Annotated in this window: 13 protein-coding genes, 5 tRNA genes and 3 pseudogenes; 19 read left to right on the top strand and 2 right to left on the bottom strand. The window is 42.8% G+C overall.

Going from position 1 to position 18,432, the window contains the following annotated elements:
• The first annotated feature begins 12 nt into the window (after positions 1-12).
• The 14 genes and pseudogenes from SCRDD08_RS10575 to SCRDD08_RS10510 form a co-directional block, all read left to right on the top strand.
• A tRNA-Tyr gene (locus SCRDD08_RS10575) sits at positions 13-93 on the top strand.
• 6 nt (positions 94-99) lie between these two features.
• Positions 100-170, top strand: a tRNA-Trp gene (locus SCRDD08_RS10570).
• A 12-nt stretch (positions 171-182) separates the two neighbouring features.
• A tRNA-His gene (locus SCRDD08_RS10565) sits at positions 183-255 on the top strand.
• A gap of 16 nt (positions 256-271) precedes the next feature.
• A tRNA-Gln gene (locus SCRDD08_RS10560) sits at positions 272-343 on the top strand.
• A 7-nt stretch (positions 344-350) separates the two neighbouring features.
• Positions 351-434, top strand: a tRNA-Leu gene (locus SCRDD08_RS10555).
• A 174-nt stretch (positions 435-608) separates the two neighbouring features.
• Positions 609-1,600, top strand: a pseudogene (locus tag SCRDD08_RS10550) (ABC transporter ATP-binding protein).
• A gap of 1 nt (position 1,601) precedes the next feature.
• Complete coding sequence (locus SCRDD08_RS10545; RefSeq protein ID WP_061423614.1) at positions 1,602-2,420, top strand: ABC transporter permease; 819 nt, start codon at positions 1,602-1,604, stop codon at positions 2,418-2,420.
• A gap of 1 nt (position 2,421) precedes the next feature.
• Positions 2,422-3,206 (top strand): annotated as a pseudogene (locus SCRDD08_RS10540) (ABC transporter permease).
• A gap of 212 nt (positions 3,207-3,418) precedes the next feature.
• The gene (locus SCRDD08_RS10535; protein ID WP_061423613.1) at positions 3,419-3,829 is read left to right on the top strand and encodes a GNAT family N-acetyltransferase; all 411 of its coding nucleotides are present in this window, start codon (positions 3,419-3,421) and stop codon (positions 3,827-3,829) included.
• A 75-nt stretch (positions 3,830-3,904) separates the two neighbouring features.
• Entirely contained in the window at positions 3,905-4,207 is a 303-nt protein-coding gene (gene zapA, locus SCRDD08_RS10530) for a cell division protein ZapA (protein ID WP_061423612.1), read from the top strand.
• Positions 4,207-4,758 carry a CvpA family protein gene (locus SCRDD08_RS10525; protein ID WP_061423611.1) on the top strand — a complete coding sequence of 184 codons (552 nt, stop codon included), beginning with the start codon at positions 4,207-4,209 and terminating at the stop codon, positions 4,756-4,758. The genes zapA and SCRDD08_RS10525 overlap by 1 nt, the downstream gene beginning before the upstream one ends.
• Before the next feature lie 69 nt (positions 4,759-4,827).
• Positions 4,828-7,161: an endonuclease MutS2 gene (locus SCRDD08_RS10520; RefSeq protein ID WP_061423615.1), complete on the top strand. Its 2,334-nt coding sequence runs from the start codon at positions 4,828-4,830 to the stop codon at positions 7,159-7,161.
• A gap of 93 nt (positions 7,162-7,254) precedes the next feature.
• A complete protein-coding gene (gene trxA, locus SCRDD08_RS10515) occupies positions 7,255-7,569 on the top strand; it encodes a thioredoxin (RefSeq protein ID WP_061423610.1) in 315 nt (104 codons plus the stop codon).
• A gap of 485 nt (positions 7,570-8,054) precedes the next feature.
• Positions 8,055-8,432, top strand: a pseudogene (locus tag SCRDD08_RS10510) (IS3 family transposase); the annotation flags it as partial.
• Between the two features lie 54 nt (positions 8,433-8,486).
• On the opposite strand, the gene SCRDD08_RS10505 reads toward SCRDD08_RS10510, so the two are convergent.
• A complete protein-coding gene (locus SCRDD08_RS10505) occupies positions 8,487-8,762 on the bottom strand; it encodes a hypothetical protein (protein WP_061423609.1) in 276 nt (91 codons plus the stop codon).
• A 9-nt stretch (positions 8,763-8,771) separates the two neighbouring features.
• Positions 8,772-9,182, bottom strand: coding sequence for an HIT family protein (locus tag SCRDD08_RS10500; RefSeq protein ID WP_061423608.1), 411 nt, complete (start codon positions 9,180-9,182; stop codon positions 8,772-8,774).
• A 67-nt stretch (positions 9,183-9,249) separates the two neighbouring features.
• Here SCRDD08_RS10500 and SCRDD08_RS10495 point away from each other — a divergent pair, with 67 nt between their 5' ends.
• The 5 genes from SCRDD08_RS10495 to SCRDD08_RS10475 form a co-directional block, all read left to right on the top strand.
• Positions 9,250-9,981, top strand: a complete 732-nt coding sequence (locus tag SCRDD08_RS10495; protein ID WP_061423607.1) for an ABC transporter ATP-binding protein — start codon at positions 9,250-9,252, stop codon at positions 9,979-9,981.
• Positions 9,978-11,024, top strand: a complete 1,047-nt coding sequence (locus tag SCRDD08_RS10490) for an ABC transporter permease (protein ID WP_061423606.1) — start codon at positions 9,978-9,980, stop codon at positions 11,022-11,024. The genes SCRDD08_RS10495 and SCRDD08_RS10490 overlap by 4 nt, the downstream gene beginning before the upstream one ends.
• A gap of 50 nt (positions 11,025-11,074) precedes the next feature.
• Positions 11,075-11,869 carry a cell cycle regulator CcrZ gene (gene ccrZ / locus SCRDD08_RS10485; protein WP_061423605.1) on the top strand — a complete coding sequence of 265 codons (795 nt, stop codon included), beginning with the start codon at positions 11,075-11,077 and terminating at the stop codon, positions 11,867-11,869.
• Positions 11,866-12,504 carry a tRNA (guanosine(46)-N7)-methyltransferase TrmB gene (trmB, locus tag SCRDD08_RS10480; protein ID WP_061423604.1) on the top strand — a complete coding sequence of 213 codons (639 nt, stop codon included), beginning with the start codon at positions 11,866-11,868 and terminating at the stop codon, positions 12,502-12,504. Before ccrZ ends, trmB begins: the two co-directional genes overlap by 4 nt.
• A gap of 389 nt (positions 12,505-12,893) precedes the next feature.
• Positions 12,894-18,432, top strand: a 5,539-nt coding sequence (locus SCRDD08_RS10475; protein WP_061423603.1) for a mucin-binding protein, incomplete at its 3' end; no start/stop codon positions are given.

Genomic DNA, 18,432 nt, shown 5'->3' with positions numbered 1-18,432 from the left:
TCTTAGAATTTCGGAAGGGTAGCGAAGAGGCTAAACGCGGCGGACTGTAAATCCGCTCCTTCGGGTTCGGGGGTTCGAATCCCTCCCCTTCCATGCTTAACGGGCATAGTTTAAAGGTAGAACTAAGGTCTCCAAAACCTTCAGTGTGGGTTCAATTCCTACTGCCCGTGTTTTGGAATATGGCGGGTGTGGTGAAGTGGTTAACACACCAGATTGTGGCTCTGGCATGCGTGGGTTCGATCCCCATCACTCGCCTATTTCTTTTGATTATTGGGGTATCGCCAAGCGGTAAGGCAAGGGACTTTGACTCCCTCATGCGTTGGTTCGAATCCAGCTACCCCAGTTACTTTGCCGGCGTGGCGGAATTGGCAGACGCGCTGGACTCAAAATCCAGTGTCCGCAAGGACGTGCCGGTTCGACCCCGGCCGCCGGTATAGTAATTAAGACAAGGTTTTCGGATCTTGTCTTTTTTTACTAATTTTTATCTTTGGTTTTTTATAATTTCTTATGTTATACTAGATCGTCTGATTTTTTGCTTTTTTCTTTATTTTGTGCTAAATTAAACATTGTGAAACGAGTTACCGAAGACTTTCTAAAGGGAGAAACGTATGGCAATGATAGAAGTGGAACATCTTCAGAAAAATTTTGTGAAGACAGTGAAGGAACTGGGATTGAAGGGGGCTTTGCGCTCCTTTATTCATCCTGAAAAGCAGACCTTTGAAGCGGTCAAGGATTTGACCTTTGAGGTACCAAAGGGACAGATTTTAGGCTTTATCGGGGCCAATGGTGCTGGGAAGTCGACAACCATCAAAATGCTGACAGGGATTTTGAAACCGACATCTGGTTTTTGTCGGATTAACGGCAAAATCCCGCAGGACAATCGTCAAGATTATGTCAAAGATATCGGGGTTGTCTTTGGGCAACGCACCCAGCTATGGTGGGATTTGGCACTGCAAGAGACCTACACGGTCTTAAAAGAGATTTACGATGTGCCAGATTCGCTCTTCCATAAGCGCATGGACTTTTTGAATGATGTCTTGGATTTGAAGGACTTTATCAAAGACCCCGTGCGGACTCTTTCACTTGGTCAACGGATGCGTGCGGACATTGCGGCTTCCTTGCTCCACAATCCCAAGGTTCTCTTTTTAGATGAGCCGACCATTGGTTTGGATGTTTCGGTCAAGGATAATATTCGTCGGGCCATTACCCAGATCAATCAAGAGGAAGAAACAACCATTCTCTTGACCACTCACGACCTGAGCGACATTGAGCAGCTCTGTGATCGGATTTTCATGATTGACAGGGGCAGGAGATTTTTGATGGAACGGTTAGCCAGCTCAAGGAAACCTTTGGCAAGATGAAGACTCTCTCCTTTGAACTGCTACCAGGTCAAAGTCATCTCGTTTCTCACTATGAAGGCTTGCCTGATATGACCATTGATAGACAAGGAAATAGCCTCAATATTGAATTTGATAGTTCCTGCTACCAGTCGGCTGATATTATCAAGCAAACCTTGTCTGATTTTGAGATTCGCGATTTGAAGATGATGGATACGGATATTGAGGATATTATCCGTCGCTTCTATCGAAAGGAGCTCTAAGATGGTCAAATTGTGGCGACGTTATAAACCCTTTATCAATGCAGGGATTCAGGAGTTGATTACCTATCGAGTCAACTTTCTTCTCTATCGGATTGGCGATGTCATGGGGGCCTTTGTTAAGTTTTATCTCTGGAAGGCAGTCTTTGATTCCTCGCAGGAGTCTTTGATCCAGGGTTTCAGTATGGCGGATATCACCCTCTACATCATCATGAGTTTTGTGACTAATCTTCTGACTAGGTCGGATTCTTCCTTTATGATTGGTGAGGAGGTCAAGGATGGTTCCATTATCATGCGCTTGCTGCGACCAGTGCATTTTGCGGCCTCCTATCTCTTCACCGAGCTTGGTTCCAAGTGGTTGATTTTTATCTCTGTTGGACTGCCATTTTTAAGTGTTATTGTCTTGCTGAAAATTCTTTCTGGGGAAGGTATTGTAGAAGTGCTGGGACTAACTGTCCTTTATCTCTTTAGCTTGACGCTGGCCTATCTGATTAACTTTTTCTTTAATATCTGCTTTGGATTTTCAGCCTTTGTATTTAAAAATCTATGGGGCTCTAATCTGCTCAAGAATTCTCTGATTGACTTTATGTCGGGGAGTTTGATTCCCTTGGCTTTCTTCCCTAAGATTGTTTCAGATATTCTGTCCTTCTTGCCTTTTTCATCCTTGATTTATACTCCAGTTATGATCATTGTTGGGAAATACGATGCCAGTCAGATTCTTCAAGCGCTTTTGCTACAGTTCTTCTGGCTTATAGTGATGGTGAGCTTGTCTCAGTTGATTTGGAAAAGAGTCCAGTCATTTATCACCATTCAAGGAGGTTAGTATGAAAAAATATCAACGTATGCATCTGATTTTTATCAGACAATACATCAAGCAAATCATGGAATACAAGGTTGATTTTGTGGTTGGTATTTTAGGTGTTTTCCTGACCCAAGGCTTGAATCTCTTGTTTCTCAATGTCATCTTTCAACACATTCCCTCGCTAGAAGGCTGGACCTTTCAAGAGATTGCCTTTATCTATGGCTTTTCTCTGATTCCCAAGGGATTGGACCATCTCTTCTTTGACAATCTCTGGGCTTTAGGTCAACGACTAGTACGAAAAGGGGAATTTGACAAGTATCTGACTCGTCCTATCAATCCTCTCTTCCATATCCTCGTTGAGACCTTTCAGATTGATGCCTTGGGTGAACTCTTGGTCGGTGGAATCTTGCTAGCGACAACAGTGACTAGTATTGCTTGGACCCTTCCAAAATTCCTGATTTTCCTAGTCTGTATTCCCTTTACGACCTTGATTTATACTTCTTTGAAAATCGCGACAGCCGGTATCGCTTTTTGGACTAAGCAGTCAGGCGCTATGATTTATATTTTCTATATGTTTAATGACTTTTCTAAGTACCCGATTTCCATTTACAATTCACTTCTTCGTTGGTTGATTAGCTTTATCATCCCTTTCGCTTTTACGGCCTACTATCCTGCTAGCTATTTCTTGCAGGAAAAGAATGGACTCTTTAATATGGTGGTTTGATTCTGATTTCTCTTGTTTTCTTTTTTATTTCCTCGAAACTCTGGGACAGAGGCTTGGATGCCTATGAAAGTGCAGGTTCGTAAGAGTGAGTATAAACAAAGAGCGATATTTACTCAGAAAGTCTATGAATAAGAGAACTATTAGATACAGTATAAAGACAAGGTTTGCTGCCTTGTCTTTTCTAATATATTTTAAGGTATCTATCTTTTAAATTTTTACTTTTGGAATGAATAAAGTCTATTTATCTTGCTAAAATGGTAGAATAGATTTAAGATTTTATAAGAAGGAGAGCCTAATGAAATTGAGATTGGAAAAAAAAGAATCTGAACGTGTCCAACAATTTGGAAATTTAATTCGAGCTTATAATCGCTCTAAACGGGAAGCTTCAACAAGTGAGCCCCTCAATATCTTTGTCGAAGATGAGGACGGAAATTTAATAGGAGGTCTGGTAGCCGAGACGTTTGGTTATTGGCTGGAAATTGAGTATTTATATGTGAGTGAGGCTTTACGAGGGCAAGGGCTTGGCTCGGATATTTTGCAAAGGGCAGAAGAGGAAGCTCGTGACAGGAAGTGTAAGTATTCATTTGTGGATACTTTTCATTTCCAAGCGCCAGATTTTTATAAAAAGCATGGCTATGAGGAAGTATTTAGATTAAAAGAATATCCTTATACAGGTGAGAGATACTATTATACGAAAGAGTTATAATTTATCAAAGGACAGATAGCAGATTTCTACCTGACAAATGTAGCGATTTTTGGTATAATATCATGAGGTGATTTTATGGCAAATTTGAATAGATATAAGTTTACATTTGGAAACAAAACCTTAACTTTAACAACAGAACACGATAATCTTTTTATGGAAGAAGTGGAGCGGGTTGCCAAGGAAAAATATAAGGCCATTAAAGAGCAGATGCCTGCAGCAGATGATGAAGTCTTGGCCATTTTGTTGGCGATTAATAGTTTATCTACCCAGCTCAGCCGCGAGATTGAGTTTGATGATAAGGAAAAAGAATTGGAAGGCCTTCGTCACAAAATGCTCAGTGAGCTGAGAGAAAGGTCAGCTAATACAGGGGAAAGATAGTGTTTGCGATTATTATTTTACTAATATTAGCTTGGAGCTTTTATATTGGCTACTCGCGTGGGATTGTTCTGCAGGGTTATTATGCTGCTATGACGATTGTATCCATGCTAGTGGCTGGAGCTCTATATCAGGGCTTGGCTAAGTCCATCAGCTTGTGGGTGCCCTATGCTAGCGCTGTTAAAGGAAGCTCGACTTATTTCTTTGCAAGTTCCCAACTTTTTCATCTGGATAAGGTTTTTTATGCGGGGCTGGCTTATCTTCTTGTTTTCAGCCTTGTTTATATAGTAGGCCGCTTTTTTGGGATTTTTGTAAATGTAATTCCCTATCCGAATAAGTGGGATACGAAAGTTTTTAATATGGTCAGTGGGGCCATTGCGGTCTTCATCGCACTCTTTGTTATCGAGATGGGACTGACTATTTTAGCTACTGTGCCCATGTCCTTTATCCAAGAACGCTTAAATTCGAGTTTGCTGATTCGGTTTATTATCAATCACACGCCTGTAACTTCATCCATTTTACATGACCTTTGGGTCACAAAAATTATCGGATAATTAAGACTCAGTTGCCCTGTAGCTGAGTTTCTTTTTCAGTTTAAATCATATAGAAATAGAATGAACATGATGAATCATAAAATTTTAGAAACTTTGGAATTTGATAAAATTAAGGAGCTTTTTTCTCCCTATCTACTGACTGAGCTGGGAGAGTTAGAGTTAAAGCAGCTCCAGCCAAACAGTAAAAAAGAATCAATTGCTGCTGCTTTTTTGGAAATGTCCGATATGCGGCAGATTTTTGTGCAACATCCGCACTTTAGTTTGGGAGCGATTCAGGATATTAGGGGTTTGACCAAGCGCCTAGAGCTGGATAGCGACCTAAATATTGAGGAGTTTTTAGCTCTCAAGCGGGTCTTAGCTGTGACGCATGAGCTGGTATCTTTCTACGAGGACTTGGAAAATGTCCAATTGGAGCGTTTGGATCGCCTTTTTAACAATCTAGTAGAGTTTCCTAGTATTCAGGGAAGCCTGCAAGCTATCAATGATGGGGGCTTTCTCGAAAGTTTTGCTAGTGAAGAGTTGAGTCGTATTCGTCGGAAAATCCAAGAAAATGAAGTTCAGGTTCGAGATATTCTGCAAGAAATTCTCAAAACCAAAGGAGATATGCTGGCAGACCAAGTGGTGGCCAGTCGGAATGGCCGTAATGTACTACCTGTGAAAAATACCTACCGTAACCGTATTGCGGGTGTCGTTCACGATATTTCGGCCAGCGGAAGTACGGTTTACATTGAGCCGCGGGCGGTGGTCAATCTCAATGAAGAGATTGCTAGTAGTCGGGCAGACGAGCGCTATGAAATTCAGCGGATTTTGCAAGCCATGTCGGATATGATACGGCCTCATGCGGCTGAAATTGCCAACAATGCTTGGATTATCGGTCATCTGGATCTGGTGCGTGCCAAGGTCCGCTTCATGCAGGAGATGGGAGCGGTGGTGCCAGACCTGTCGGAAGAGCAGGATATCCAACTACTCAGTGTCCGCCATCCCCTGATTGAAAATGCAGTGGCTAATGACCTGCATTTTGGGCCTGATTTGACAGCGATTGTCATTACTGGGCCTAATACGGGTGGTAAGACCATCATGCTGAAGACCTTGGGCTTGGCTCAGATCATGGCCCAGTCAGGTTTGCCGATTCTGGCAGACAAGGGCAGTCGCGTCGGGATTTTCAGTCAGATTTTTGCAGACATTGGTGATGAGCAGTCGATTGAGCAGAGCCTGTCGACTTTCTCCAGTCACATGACCAATATCGTCTCTATTTTAGAGCAGGTTGATAGCGAGAGTTTGGTCCTGCTGGATGAGCTGGGAGCTGGGACTGACCCGCAAGAGGGTGCAGCACTGGCGATTGCTATCTTGGAAGACTTGCGGCTAAGGCAGATTAAAACCATGGCGACGACCCACTATCCTGAGCTCAAAGCCTATGGGATTGAGACGGACTGGGTGGAAAATGCCAGCATGGAATTTGATACAGATAGTTTAAGACCGACCTATCGCTTTATGCAGGGAGTGCCTGGCCGCTCCAATGCCTTTGAAATCGCTCGGCGTTTGGGCTTGTCGGAAGTTATCGTTGGTCATGCCCAAGAGCAGACTGACACAGACAGCGATGTCAATCGAATCATTGAGCGCCTGGAGGAACAGACGCTGGAAAGCCGCAAGCGCTTGGATAATATCCGTGAGGTGGAGCAGGAAAATCTCAAATTTAACCGAGCTCTCAAAAAGCTATATAATGAGTTTAATCGAGAAAAGGAAACCGAGCTCAATAAGGCACGCTTGGAAGCACAGGAAATCGTGGATATGGCCTTGTCAGAGAGTGAGAGCATTCTCAAAAATCTCCATGACAAGTCCAGTCTCAAACCGCATGAGATTATTGAAGCCAAGGCTCAGCTTAAAAAGTTGGCACCAGAAACGGTTGATTTATCAAAGAATAAGGTGCTCAAGCAGGCTAAGAAAAATCGGGCACCCAAGGTGGGAGATGATATCCTAGTCACCAGCTATGGTCAGCGGGGAACCTTGGTCAAGCAGCTCAAGGACGGTCGCTGGGAAGCTCAAGTCGGTCTTATCAAGATGACACTAGAAGAGCAGGAATTTAATCTTCTCAAGGCTGAAAAGGAGCAGCAGCCTAAGCGCAAGCAAGTCAATGTGGTCAAGCGAACCAATACCAATGGTCCAAGAGCCAGATTAGATCTGCGTGGCAAACGCTACGAAGAGGCCATGGAAGAGCTTGATGCCTTTATCGATCAGGCCCTCCTTAACAACATGGCTCAAGTTGACATTATCCACGGTATCGGAACGGGAGTCATCCGTGAAGGAGTAACCAAATATCTCCGCCGTAACAAGCAGGTCAAGTCCTTCGGCTATGCTCCGCAAAATGCCGGCGGCAGCGGTGCGACAATTGTAATCTTTAAGTAGGAAAGCATCGAGTACTCCGTAGCAAATATTTTCTTTTCCTCTGGGTTTGGTGTACAATATTATCAAAAGTAAGCTATTCAAAGGAGAAGATTTATGGTAGCAGCAGTTACAGATGCAACATTCGCTGAAGAGACAAAAGACGGACTGGTTCTGATTGATTTTTGGGCAACTTGGTGTGGCCCATGCCGCATGCAGGCGCCTATCTTGGAGCAGTTGGCAGAGGAAGTTCGTGAGGATGAACTGAAAATCCTAAAAATGGATGTGGATGAAAATCCTAATACTGCCCGTGAATTCGGCATTATGTCCATTCCTACCCTTCTGTTCAAGAAAGACGGTCAAGTCGTTAAGCAAGTAGCTGGTGTTCATACGAAGGAGCAACTGAAGGCGATTTTGGCAGAATTAAGTTAAGAAAGAAGCCTTAGGCTGCGATTCAGGTTGAAGACAAAGTTCTTAGAACACCAGTTTCTAAGGGCTTTTCTTTGTGTAAAGTTGCATAAAAGATGTAAGAAGAGTTGCGAGGTGTTTTCCATGTTTCACAAAGAAAAACCAGATTATAATCGTCTCTAATATAGTTTCTATACAATAAATAAATTGGTCCCAAAAGATTCCTTCCTTTGACAAGTAGAATCAAGGATTGATTTGGCTATATATATGACTTGGTTGAAGATACCTGTAGTCTAGCTATAATGGGTCGTAAACCAAAGAAAACCTGAGAAGAGGTGAGGCATAACCAAAAGGTATTAAAGCAGAAAATGAATGCCTAAGAACGGAGGATGCTGTTCTAAAAATGTTTATAAAATTTCAATTGAAGGAGGAAAAGAGAGAAGAAAAACGGAATTATCTAAGAATTGCTAATTGAGTTTTCTTTTGATATTTTTCTAAAGATTGTCTAAATTGCTCGCTCACCGAACTTGGAACAAGTAAAAACTATGTTGGAGGAAGCATTTACAGAGAAATACTAGGGAAGTACCATTCTTTACAGAGACCAAGTTTGATAATATCAACATGTTTCTTATTATCAATTTTTAGAGAGTAAGGGGATTCAGCCATCCATGTTATGCAAGGGGAAGAACCCTGACAACGGTATGAAGGAGTACTTATTGGGAATTCTTAAATCTGAGATGTTTTATGGTTATGAGAAGACGTTTCAGTCACTTAATCAATTGGAACAAGCTATTGTGAACTACATTGATTACCACAACAACAAACGAGTTGAAGTCAAATTGAAAGGACTCAGCTCCATGCAATGCAGAACTAAGTCCTTTACTTAAATTATTGTCTAACCTTTTGAGATTGGTACAATTTTGTTGTTATGAGAAAGTTTTCTATTGCCAGATATCCTGTATTTGTGAAATTTGAGCTTGGGCTTGTTTTTCGAAAACCTTGTATTTATAAGTCAAGTCTTGAGCCATTTCCTTGATATTGTCTCGCTGTTCTTGGATAATGGCGAGATTGTGCTGGATGTTAGCTAAATTATCCTGAATTTTATCTAGGATATCAGATGTTTCGACGACTTCTTGGCTGATTTCCTTCCGGTTTTTGACCAAATGGTAGCTGGCCCAGGCTGCGCCTGTGAAAAGCATGAGATTTGAAAATTTCATAGTCCCTCCTTAGGCTTGAGTAATCTTTTCAGCCAATTGAGCTAAGGCTGGAAAATCTGGTTCGTGGGTTTCAAAGCTGATTTGTAGACCGTCTGTCTCTTCATAGCGAGGAGCTAGGTGGACATGGGTGTGAAAGACGGTCTGGCCGGCGATTTCCTCGTTGTTGTTGATGATATTCATACCAGCTGCACCTGTTGCTTTCATGACCTTGCGGGCGATGTCTGGGACACGAGCGAAGAGCTGACTAGAACTGTCTGCATCCATTTCCAAAAGATTTCTGAAATGCTGCTTGGGAACGACCAAAGTATGGCCTGGAGTGACCTGAGAAATGTCTAGAAAGGCGACTACTTGGTCATCTTCATAAACTTTAGAAGATGGGATTTCCCCTGCGATAATCTTACAAAAAATACAATCAGCCATAAATGATACCTCTATTCGCTAGATTTTGTTATAATATAAGAACTATTATACCAGATTTGGAGAAAATATGTTAGAAATCAAAGAGCTTACGGGCGGCTATGTAAATATCCCGGTTTTAAAGGATGTCAGCTTTGAAGTGGGCAATGGCCAGTTGGTTGGTTTGATTGGTCTAAATGGTGCTGGTAAATCCACTACCATCAATGAAATTATCGGTTTATTGACACCTTACAAGGGAGAAATTCGGATTGATGGTTTGCAGCTGGGAGAAAATCCTAGCGCTTACCATAAGAAGATCGGTTTTATTCCGGAAACGCCTAGTCTCTACGAAGAATTGACCCTGCGCGAGCACATTGAGACGGTAGCTATGGCTTACGACATTGAGCAGGAGACAGCTTTTGAGCGCGTGGAGCGCCTCTTAACTATCTTCCGACTCAAGGATAAGTTGGACTGGTTTCCAGTGCATTTCTCTAAGGGAATGAAGCAGAAAGTCATGATTATCTGTGCTTTCGTGGTGGATCCTAGTCTTTTTATCGTGGATGAGCCTTTTTTGGGGCTGGATCCTGTAGCTATTGCAGACCTTATCCAACTCTTAGATGAGGAAAAGAAAAAAGGTAAGTCCATCCTCATGAGTACCCACGTTCTGGATTCGGCTGAGAAGATGTGTGATAGCTTTGTGATTTTGCACAAAGGGCAGGTGCGCGCTAAGGGCAATTTAGCTGAGTTGCGAGGGCAATTTCAGATGCCGGACGCTAGTCTCAATGACATCTATCTGGCCTTGACGGAAGAGGCGGCGCTATGAAAGAAGTATTTGCTAAACGCAAGCAGGATTTCCGTCAGCGCTGTCTGAAGTATCTGCGCTATGTTCTCAATGATCACTTTGTCCTGTTCTTATTGATTTTTCTAGGTTTTCTAGCAGTTCAGTACAATCAATTGCTGCGGAATTTCCCTAGTCATTCTTGGCCGATCGTAGCCGGATTAGTCTTGCTCTCTGTGCTTATTCTTCCTTTTGGAAATATCGCAACCTATCTGGAAAAGCCGGATATGCTCTTTTTGCTAGTGCAGGAGCAGGCGGTCATTGAGTTTGTTAAGGGACAAATCCAGCGTTCGTATATTCTCTTTGGCCTGCTGCAAACCTTGTTGCTGATCTTGCTAGCGCCCCTGTTTTTGGCTCTAGGCTTGTCAATCTGGATTTTTGGGCTGTACTGTCTTCTTATGTTATTGCTAAAATGGCTGGTCTTTCAGTTCAAAGGGCGCCGCTTTTTCTTGTCTGATCGTCTCAATTGGCAATATGCAATTGCAGCTGAGGAAGGTCGTAAGCAGAAAGTTCTTCGTTTCTTTGCCCTCTTTACAAATGTGAAAGGCATTTCTAATAGTGTCAAAAGAAGGGCTTACTTGGACGGGTTGACAAGGTTTTTGCCTAAGACCCATGCTAAGACTTGGCAAAATATGTTTTTACACTCCTATCTGCGCAATGGCGATTTATTCCCTCTGACCTTGCGTCTTCTATTTTTAGCTCTCTTAACGATTGTCTTTGTCAGCCAGTCTTGGATTGCTGCAGGTTTTGTTGTTCTTTTCAACTATCTTTTGCTCTTTCAGTTGTTGGCCTTGTATGAAGCCTTTGATTATCAGTATCTAACCCAGCTTTTCCCGCTGGATAGCAAGTCTAAAATCAAGGGAGCAAGACAGGTTATCACAGGGGTTGGACATGGTGTTTTGCTTTTTGAAACGCTAGTGGCAGTACTCTTTTTCCAAGATAAGATGGCAGTGTTAGCAATGCTTGGAGTGACAATCTTTTTGTATCTAGTTTATTTGTCATATAAACTAAAAAGATTGGTTGACTAAAAGAATGAAAATTAGTAAAATAGTGAGGAAACTTTTTAAGGAGGGGAATCATGGTCTTGGTTGATAACGAGCTAGCCCTGACACCAATAGCTGGTAAGAGCGGAAAGGCCTATATGGGAACTTATCCAGACGGGGGGCGAGTTTTCGTCAAGATGAATACGACCCCGATTCTGGCAGGCTTAGCCAGAGAACAAATTGCTCCGCAACTTCTGTGGAGTCGACGCTTGCCAGATGGCAATGTCATGAGCGGACAAGAATGGCTTTCAGGTGCCATTTTAACGCCTAATGATATGTCTAAAAAGCAAGTGATCAATATTTTAACGCGTTTGCATCGGTCGAAGCCTCTGATGACTCAGTTGGCCAAATTGGGTTATATTTTGGAAACGCCAATCGATCTAATCAATAGCTGGCTTAATCAAGTGCCGGTCGTTTTGAGGAACAATCAGTACCTGCAATCTATTATTCGAGATTTGCGTCAAACGGTACCTGCTTTTCGTGAGGACTATGCAACGATTGTCCACGGTGATGTGCGCCATAGTAACTGGTTTCAGACGGACAGTGGCTTGATTTATTTGGTGGATTGGGATTCAGTTCGCTTGACGGACAGAATGTTGGATGTTGCTCATATATTGAGCCACTACATCCCGGATACCAATTGGCAGGAGTGGTTGACCTACTACGGTTATAAGTACAATGACAAGGTTATCAAAAAACTGTATTGGTTTGGTCAATACTCTTATCTGATGCAGATTGCTAAATATTACGAAAATAATGATTTAGAAAATGTGAACCGGGAGATTTACGCCTTACGCAACTTCCGTTCTAAGTATGGAAAGGTAAGATGAGAGTAAGAAATCGTAAGGGAGCAACAGAGTTATTAGAGGCTAATCCCCACTATGTGGTTCTAAATCCGACTGATGCCAAAGGAAAGTGGCGGGAAATTTTTGGAAACGACCATCCGATTCATGTTGAAGTTGGGAGTGGTAAAGGAGCTTTCATCACAGGGATGGCTAAGGCTAATCCGGATATCAACTATATCGGAATTGACATTCAGAAGTCTGTCCTTAGTTACGCCTTGGATAAGGTTTTGGAAGCTTATGTACCCAATGTTAAGCTGCTCTGGGTGGATGGTTCAGAATTGACCAACTATTTTGCAGACGGAGAAATTGACCGACTCTATCTGAATTTCTCTGATCCATGGCCTAAGAAACGGCATGAAAAACGTCGCTTGACCTATAAGGCTTTCTTGGATATCTTCAAGCAAATTTTGCCAGAAAAAGGTGAAATCCACTTCAAAACGGACAACCGTGGCTTATTTGAGTACAGTTTGGTCAGCTTTTCGCAGTATGGTATGCTTCTTAAAGGTGTTTGGCTGGATCTTCATGCCAGTGACTTTGAAGGCAATGTCCTAACTGAATATGAACAAAAATTCTCTAGCAAGGGTCAGGTTATTTACCGAGTCGAAGCAGAGTTTCAATAAAAAATAAAGAGAGCCCTAAACAGGTTTTCTATCTCAAGTGTCGGATTTTATGACTGACTTTTGTTGGATAGAGCCCTGTGGGGGCTTTTTTATTTTGTTTTGATTATCAAATTATAAAGATTATTTTTGTTGCTTTCGTTCTCTTGAAACGGCGTGGTTAAAGCTTTTGCTATCTCTATAATATGATATTACACTTTTGTTACAGAAAAAAATTAGACAGCAAAATCCTTGATATGATAGGGAAAAAGCGGTATAATTATTGGTATGGTTTAATGTCTAAACTTTGACATTAGAACCACCAATCATATGTTATAAAATACTTTGCTGCTCAGGCGTTAAGGTGTTGAGTAATAGGTGGTTGAACTATATTTTAAAAAGGAGAGATGTTCATGGATAAAAATGCGAGACGCAGATTAAACCGTGCGAGTGCTGAGAAACGACTTCGATACTCAGTCCGTAAGTTTAATGTGGGCGTGGCTTCTGTAGCAGTCGCAGCTTTCATGTTCTTTGGGGGGAATGTTGTTTCAGCCGATACGTTAGCTAAGACGGATTCTTCAAGCACCTCTACGGAGAAAACGACCTCTGTGCCAGATTCAGGAGAAGATTCGGGAACAAATGATTCTGACTCCGAGTCGGCCATAGAAAAGAATTCTACCGTAGCAACTGTCGCTGAAAGCAACGCAGTTTCAAGTGTAGCATCTACAGCATCTTCTACCTCTGCTGAAGACCTATCAAGCAAAGTGGAAGAAAAAACTGTTAAATCAGAAGTTGCTTCAAAAAGTGAAGCGGCTTTAAAAGAAGCTAGTTCACAAGTATCTAAAGCTTCAGTAGCGACTAGCCAATCAACTGCTGCAACTCAGTCTGAGGCTCGAGTTAGCCCGGCTATTTCAGCTACTGCAGAGTCAACTGCAGTTTCATCTGAAGCAGCTACAGAGTCAACTGCCGCTTTAGAACCTGCTAAGGTATCAGTTGAAAAGGCGGCTAGCCAAGCGGCAAGTTTAGCAACAGCTAGCCAAGCAGCAAATGCAGTAGCCAAAAGCGAAGCTAACTCAACATTAGCAGCTGCTCAAAGCGAAGTAAATAAAGGTTACGCTGATTTCCGTAAATCAGGAGAAAGTGGCTTCCGTTCATTTGACCCGCAAACAGGGAAGACAACTGTAACAAAAGAAAACTTTCTTGACTACTTCAGATTGAACGGTTCAGCTACTTATAACCAAAGTGATGGTATCGTAACCCTTACTCCAGATGAAAACTCTAAAACAGGTAATTTCAGTCTGAAGAGTAAGATTAATATGAACCAAAGCTTTAAGTTGACTGGTTGGGTCAATCTTGGAGATAAGACTCAAGAACGCTATGGAGCTGATGGTATTGGCTTTGCTTTCCATACGGGGAATACAACTGATCTAGGAGCTGATGGTGGGAATCTTGGTATCGGTGGTCTGCGTAATGCAACTGGTTTCAAACTGGATACCTTCTGGAACGTGCATACGCCGCCAAAAGGGAATCGTTTTGACACTAGCAACACGGACTCCTTCCAATATGGTTGGGCAGAAGATCCTCGCTTGGGACAATTTGGTGCTTGGGTAAATACTAGCTTCAAAAAAGTTAAAGGCCAAGGTTGGCTCGCTGGGGAATATGAACGCTGGTGGGCTGAGACAGATGCTAGTAGTGCACAACGTTTGGACTCAAGTGACCTAGATGGTCGTTTCCATGACTTTGCTATCCAGTATGATGGTGTAACCAAGGAATTAACGGTTGCTTATAGAAGTAATCTTGGTGTCAAACAATGGAAGAAGAAGGTTAGCTCTCCGGAAGAACTAATGTCCATGGTGGTTACGGCCACGACTGGTAACTATAAGAATTTGCAACAGTTCAAGATTAAGCGTTTTGACTTCTATCAAAGCGCCTCTGTTGACGTGCGTTATGTTGACGAGCAAGGCCGAGAAATCGCAGAAGGTTCAGTAACTTATCCACAAGGAGCCTACAAGGGTAAATCCTATACTACTGAACAGAAGAAGATTCCGGGCTATGGTTTCCTCAGAATGGGCAATGGTAGTTTGCCACCTTCAGGAACTCTTGCTGACTGGGGAACCAACGGTACAGTAACTTATGTTTATCGTAAGGGCGCTGATGATGTTAAAACGGAGAGAAAAACTGTTACTCGTACAATCGAGTACAGATATAGAGATGGAGTGACATCGGGTCGTCCAGCTTTACCTCAAACAGTAACACAAACTGCTGAGTTTACTCGTACGGTGACGGGAGGTCAAGCAGGTGCGTGGAGTCCTGCGAGTCAAAGTTTTACTACAGTAAACACGCCAAGCATTACTGGATTCACTCCAGATAAAACTCGTGTCGATGCAACAACGGTAAATGCAACGTCTAATCCAGGAACTGTAGTTGTATACTATGACAAGGATGCTCCTACAGTTACAACGGAGAAAAGTACTGTTACTCGTACCATCAACTATAAATATAAGGATGGCGTAACATCAGGACGTCCATCGCTTCCACGTCCGATAACACAGACTGTTGAATTCACACGTCGAGTAGAGATTGATAAAACTACTGGTAAGCGTACAGAGGGTGAATGGACTCCAAGCAGACAGCAATTGGCCGAGGTTGGTACCCCAACTATTACTGGTTTTACACCAGATCAAGATAAGGTACCGATGCGCTATGTTTTTGAAGGTGACGGACCATACAATGTTACAGTCTCTTATAGTAAGAATGATCCGAAAGTAACAACTGAAACTAAGGATGTTACTCGTACAATCGCTTACGAATATGAAGATGGTGTAACAGCAGGACGCCCAGCGCTTCCGCAACCTGTTGAGCAAACAGTTCAATTTACTCGTCAAGTGTCAGAAGATCCAGTAACTGGTCAGAAGACATACGGTAACTGGACACCTAGCCGTCAAAATGTTGCTGCGGTTGATAGTCCAGAAGTAGCAGGCTTTACACCAAATAAACCGCGTGTGAACTCAGCCTCTGTTGCTCCAACAGATCCAAGTTGGCGTGAAATTGTAAGCTATTCTGCTGCAACTCAAAAGGGAAGCATCGTTTACCGTACAGATGGTAAGAATGGTGTTGAAGCTAAGACTCTCTACACAGATAACGTAACTGGTAACTCAAATACACCTGTCAACTACACAACAACTGCGAAAATTAACGAATTTAAACAGTTGGGTTATGATCTTGTTAGCGATGGCTTTACTAAAGCTGGCGGTCAAAGATTTGACAGTAATAACAATGTAGATCAAACATGGGAAGTTGTTCTTACTCCACGTATTGAGACAAAACAAGAAACGAAAGATGTTACTCGTAACGTTCGTTACCAATACAAGGATGGAGTGACTACAGGTCGTCCAGCACTTCCTCGCCCAGTTACTCAAACAACAACATTTACTCGCCCAGTTTCTGTGAACAAGGTGACAGGTGTTGAAACTCCTGGTCAATGGGACAAGCAAAGCGAAGAACTTCCAAAAGTTGATTCTCCGGCAGTTACTGGTTTCACTCCAGACAAACCAAGTGTTCCAGCTTCAACTGTTACTCCAACATCTCCTAACGAAGATGAAGTAGTAAGCTACAGCCAAGATGATCAACGTGGTATCATTGAGTATGTAACAGATGGACAAAACGGTGTTCCAGCGAAGACTCTTTATACTGACGGTGTTACAGGTAAATCAGGTGAAGACGTTGTTTATTCAACTGCTAACCGTATCACTCAACTTCAACAAGCAGGTTACAAACTTGTAAGTGATGGCTTCACTCAACCAAATGGTCAGAAGTTTGATAACGATAAGACAAAAGACCAAGTATGGAAAGTTGTCGTTACTCCAGTTATTGAAACAAAACAAGAGAAGAAAGATGTTACTCGAACTATCCAATACCAATATGGTGACGGTGTAACAGCAGGACGCCCAGCGCTTCCTAAGACAGTTACTCAAACAACATCATTCACTCGTCCAGTTTCTGTTAACAAGGTAACAGGCGTGGAAACTCCTGGTGCTTGGGATAAACCAAATGCTAACCTTCCAGAAGTAAACACTCCTGCTATTACAGGCTATAGCCCAGACAAACCAAAAGTTCCAGGTGTAACTGTTGATCCTACTACTGGAGATTCAGTTGAAGTTATCAACTACAACTTGGATGAACAACGTGGTTCTATCAAGTACGTAACAGATGGTAAGAATGGCGTTCCAGTTAAGACTCTTTATACAGATTCTGTTGCTGGTAAGTCAGGTGAACCAGTAGCTTACTCAACTGTAAATCGTCTCACTCAACTTCAACAAGCAGGTTACAAGCTTGTGAGCGATGGCTTCACTCAACCAAATGGTCAGAAGTTCGATAACGATAAGACAAAAGACCAAACTTGGACAGTTGTTGTAACACCACGCTTGGATGACAATACGAATCCAGCTGATTTGAACAGCAAGGTTACACGTACCATCAAGTATCAATACGCAGATGGTCAAACAGCGGGTCGTCCAGCTCTGAAAGCTCCTGTCACTCAAGAAGCAACCTTCACACGTACTGGTAAGATAAATGCTGTGACCGGTGAAAAGACCTTCACTGCATGGACACCAGCTACGAAAGAATTGGCCCAAGAAGCTACACCAGTCGTAACTGGATTCGTGGCAGATAAGGCGAATGTAGCAGCGAAGACAGTGAAAGCTGGCGATGCTAACAGCGAAGAAGTTGTACAATACAAGAAGCTCGGTTCATACGTACCAAATGTACCAGACGGACTTCCAAAAGTACCAAACCTTCCATATCCAAACGATCCAACAGATCCAACAAAACCAGGAACTGATCTTCCAGTGGTACCAAATGTACCAGGCACTACACCAGTAGGCCCAGATGGCACAACACCATTGACACCGAAAGATCCGAGCGATCCAAGCAAGGGTTACAACCCACCACCAATTCCAAGCGATCCAACTCAGGATACACCAATCAACTACGTTAAAGATGGTCAAAAAGCGATTATCACATTCGTAGACCAAGATGATAACAACAAGGAAGTTGGTAAGGTCGTTGAAAGCGGTAAGTCAGGTGAGCCAATCGGTACAACCAACTACGCAACTCGTCTGAAAGAATTGACAGACAAGGGTTACGAAGTGGTGAACGATGAGTTCAAGGGACCTAAGACCTTCGATAACGATGATAAGAAGGACCAACAATTTGTGGTTACTCTTCGTCATGGTAAAGAAGCGATCAAGGATCCAGCAGAACTCAACAAGAAGGTTACACGTACCATCAAGTACGAATACGCAGATGGTCAAACAGCAGGCCGTCCAGCTCTGAAAGCTCCAGTGACACAAGAAGCAGCCTTCAGCCGTACAGGTGAGCGCGACCGTGTAACTGACAAGAAGACTTACGGTGCATGGACACCAGCTACGAAAGAATTGGCCCAAGAAGCTACACCAGTCGTAACTGGATTCGTGGCAGACAAGGCCAATGTAGCAGCGAAGACAGTGACTCCTGATGATAAGGATAGCGAAGAAGTTGTACAATACAAGAAACTTGGTTCATACGTACCAAATGTACCAGATGGACTTCCAAAAGTACCAAACCTTCCATATCCAAACGATCCAACAGATCCAAGCAAACCAGGTACTGATCTTCCAGTAGTTCCAGATGTACCAGGCACTACACCAGTAGGCCCAGATGGCACAACACCATTGACACCGAAAGATCCGAGCGATCCAAGCAAGGGTTACAACCCACCACCAATTCCAAGCGATCCAACTCAGGATACACCAATCAATTATGTTAAAGATGGTCAAAAAGCGATTATTACCTTCGTAGACCAAGATGATAACAACAAGGAAGTTGGTAAGGTAGTTGAAAGCGGTAAGTCAGGTGAGCCAATCGGTACAACCAACTACGCAACTCGTCTGAAAGAATTGACAGACAAGGGTT

It is taken from the genome of Streptococcus cristatus (assembly GCF_001578775.1).
GTDB lineage: Bacteria > Bacillota > Bacilli > Lactobacillales > Streptococcaceae > Streptococcus > Streptococcus cristatus_A.
This window is presented reverse-complemented; position numbering and strand designations above follow the sequence as displayed.

What these genes read in the sequence shown, in the direction of transcription:
- SCRDD08_RS10545 (WP_061423614.1), top strand. Translation starts at nt 1,602, where the DNA reads ATGGTCAAATTGTGGCGACGTTATAAACCCTTTATCAATGCAGGGATT.
- SCRDD08_RS10535 (WP_061423613.1), top strand. Translation starts at nt 3,419, where the DNA reads ATGAAATTGAGATTGGAAAAAAAAGAATCTGAACGTGTCCAACAATTT.
- zapA (WP_061423612.1), top strand. Translation starts at nt 3,905, where the DNA reads ATGGCAAATTTGAATAGATATAAGTTTACATTTGGAAACAAAACCTTA.
- SCRDD08_RS10520 (WP_061423615.1), top strand. Translation starts at nt 4,828, where the DNA reads ATGAATCATAAAATTTTAGAAACTTTGGAATTTGATAAAATTAAGGAG.
- trxA (WP_061423610.1), top strand. Translation starts at nt 7,255, where the DNA reads ATGGTAGCAGCAGTTACAGATGCAACATTCGCTGAAGAGACAAAAGAC.
- SCRDD08_RS10505 (WP_061423609.1), bottom strand. Translation starts at nt 8,762, where the DNA reads ATGAAATTTTCAAATCTCATGCTTTTCACAGGCGCAGCCTGGGCCAGC.
- SCRDD08_RS10500 (WP_061423608.1), bottom strand. Translation starts at nt 9,182, where the DNA reads ATGGCTGATTGTATTTTTTGTAAGATTATCGCAGGGGAAATCCCATCT.
- SCRDD08_RS10495 (WP_061423607.1), top strand. Translation starts at nt 9,250, where the DNA reads ATGTTAGAAATCAAAGAGCTTACGGGCGGCTATGTAAATATCCCGGTT.
- SCRDD08_RS10490 (WP_061423606.1), top strand. Translation starts at nt 9,978, where the DNA reads ATGAAAGAAGTATTTGCTAAACGCAAGCAGGATTTCCGTCAGCGCTGT.
- ccrZ (WP_061423605.1), top strand. Translation starts at nt 11,075, where the DNA reads ATGGTCTTGGTTGATAACGAGCTAGCCCTGACACCAATAGCTGGTAAG.
- trmB (WP_061423604.1), top strand. Translation starts at nt 11,866, where the DNA reads ATGAGAGTAAGAAATCGTAAGGGAGCAACAGAGTTATTAGAGGCTAAT.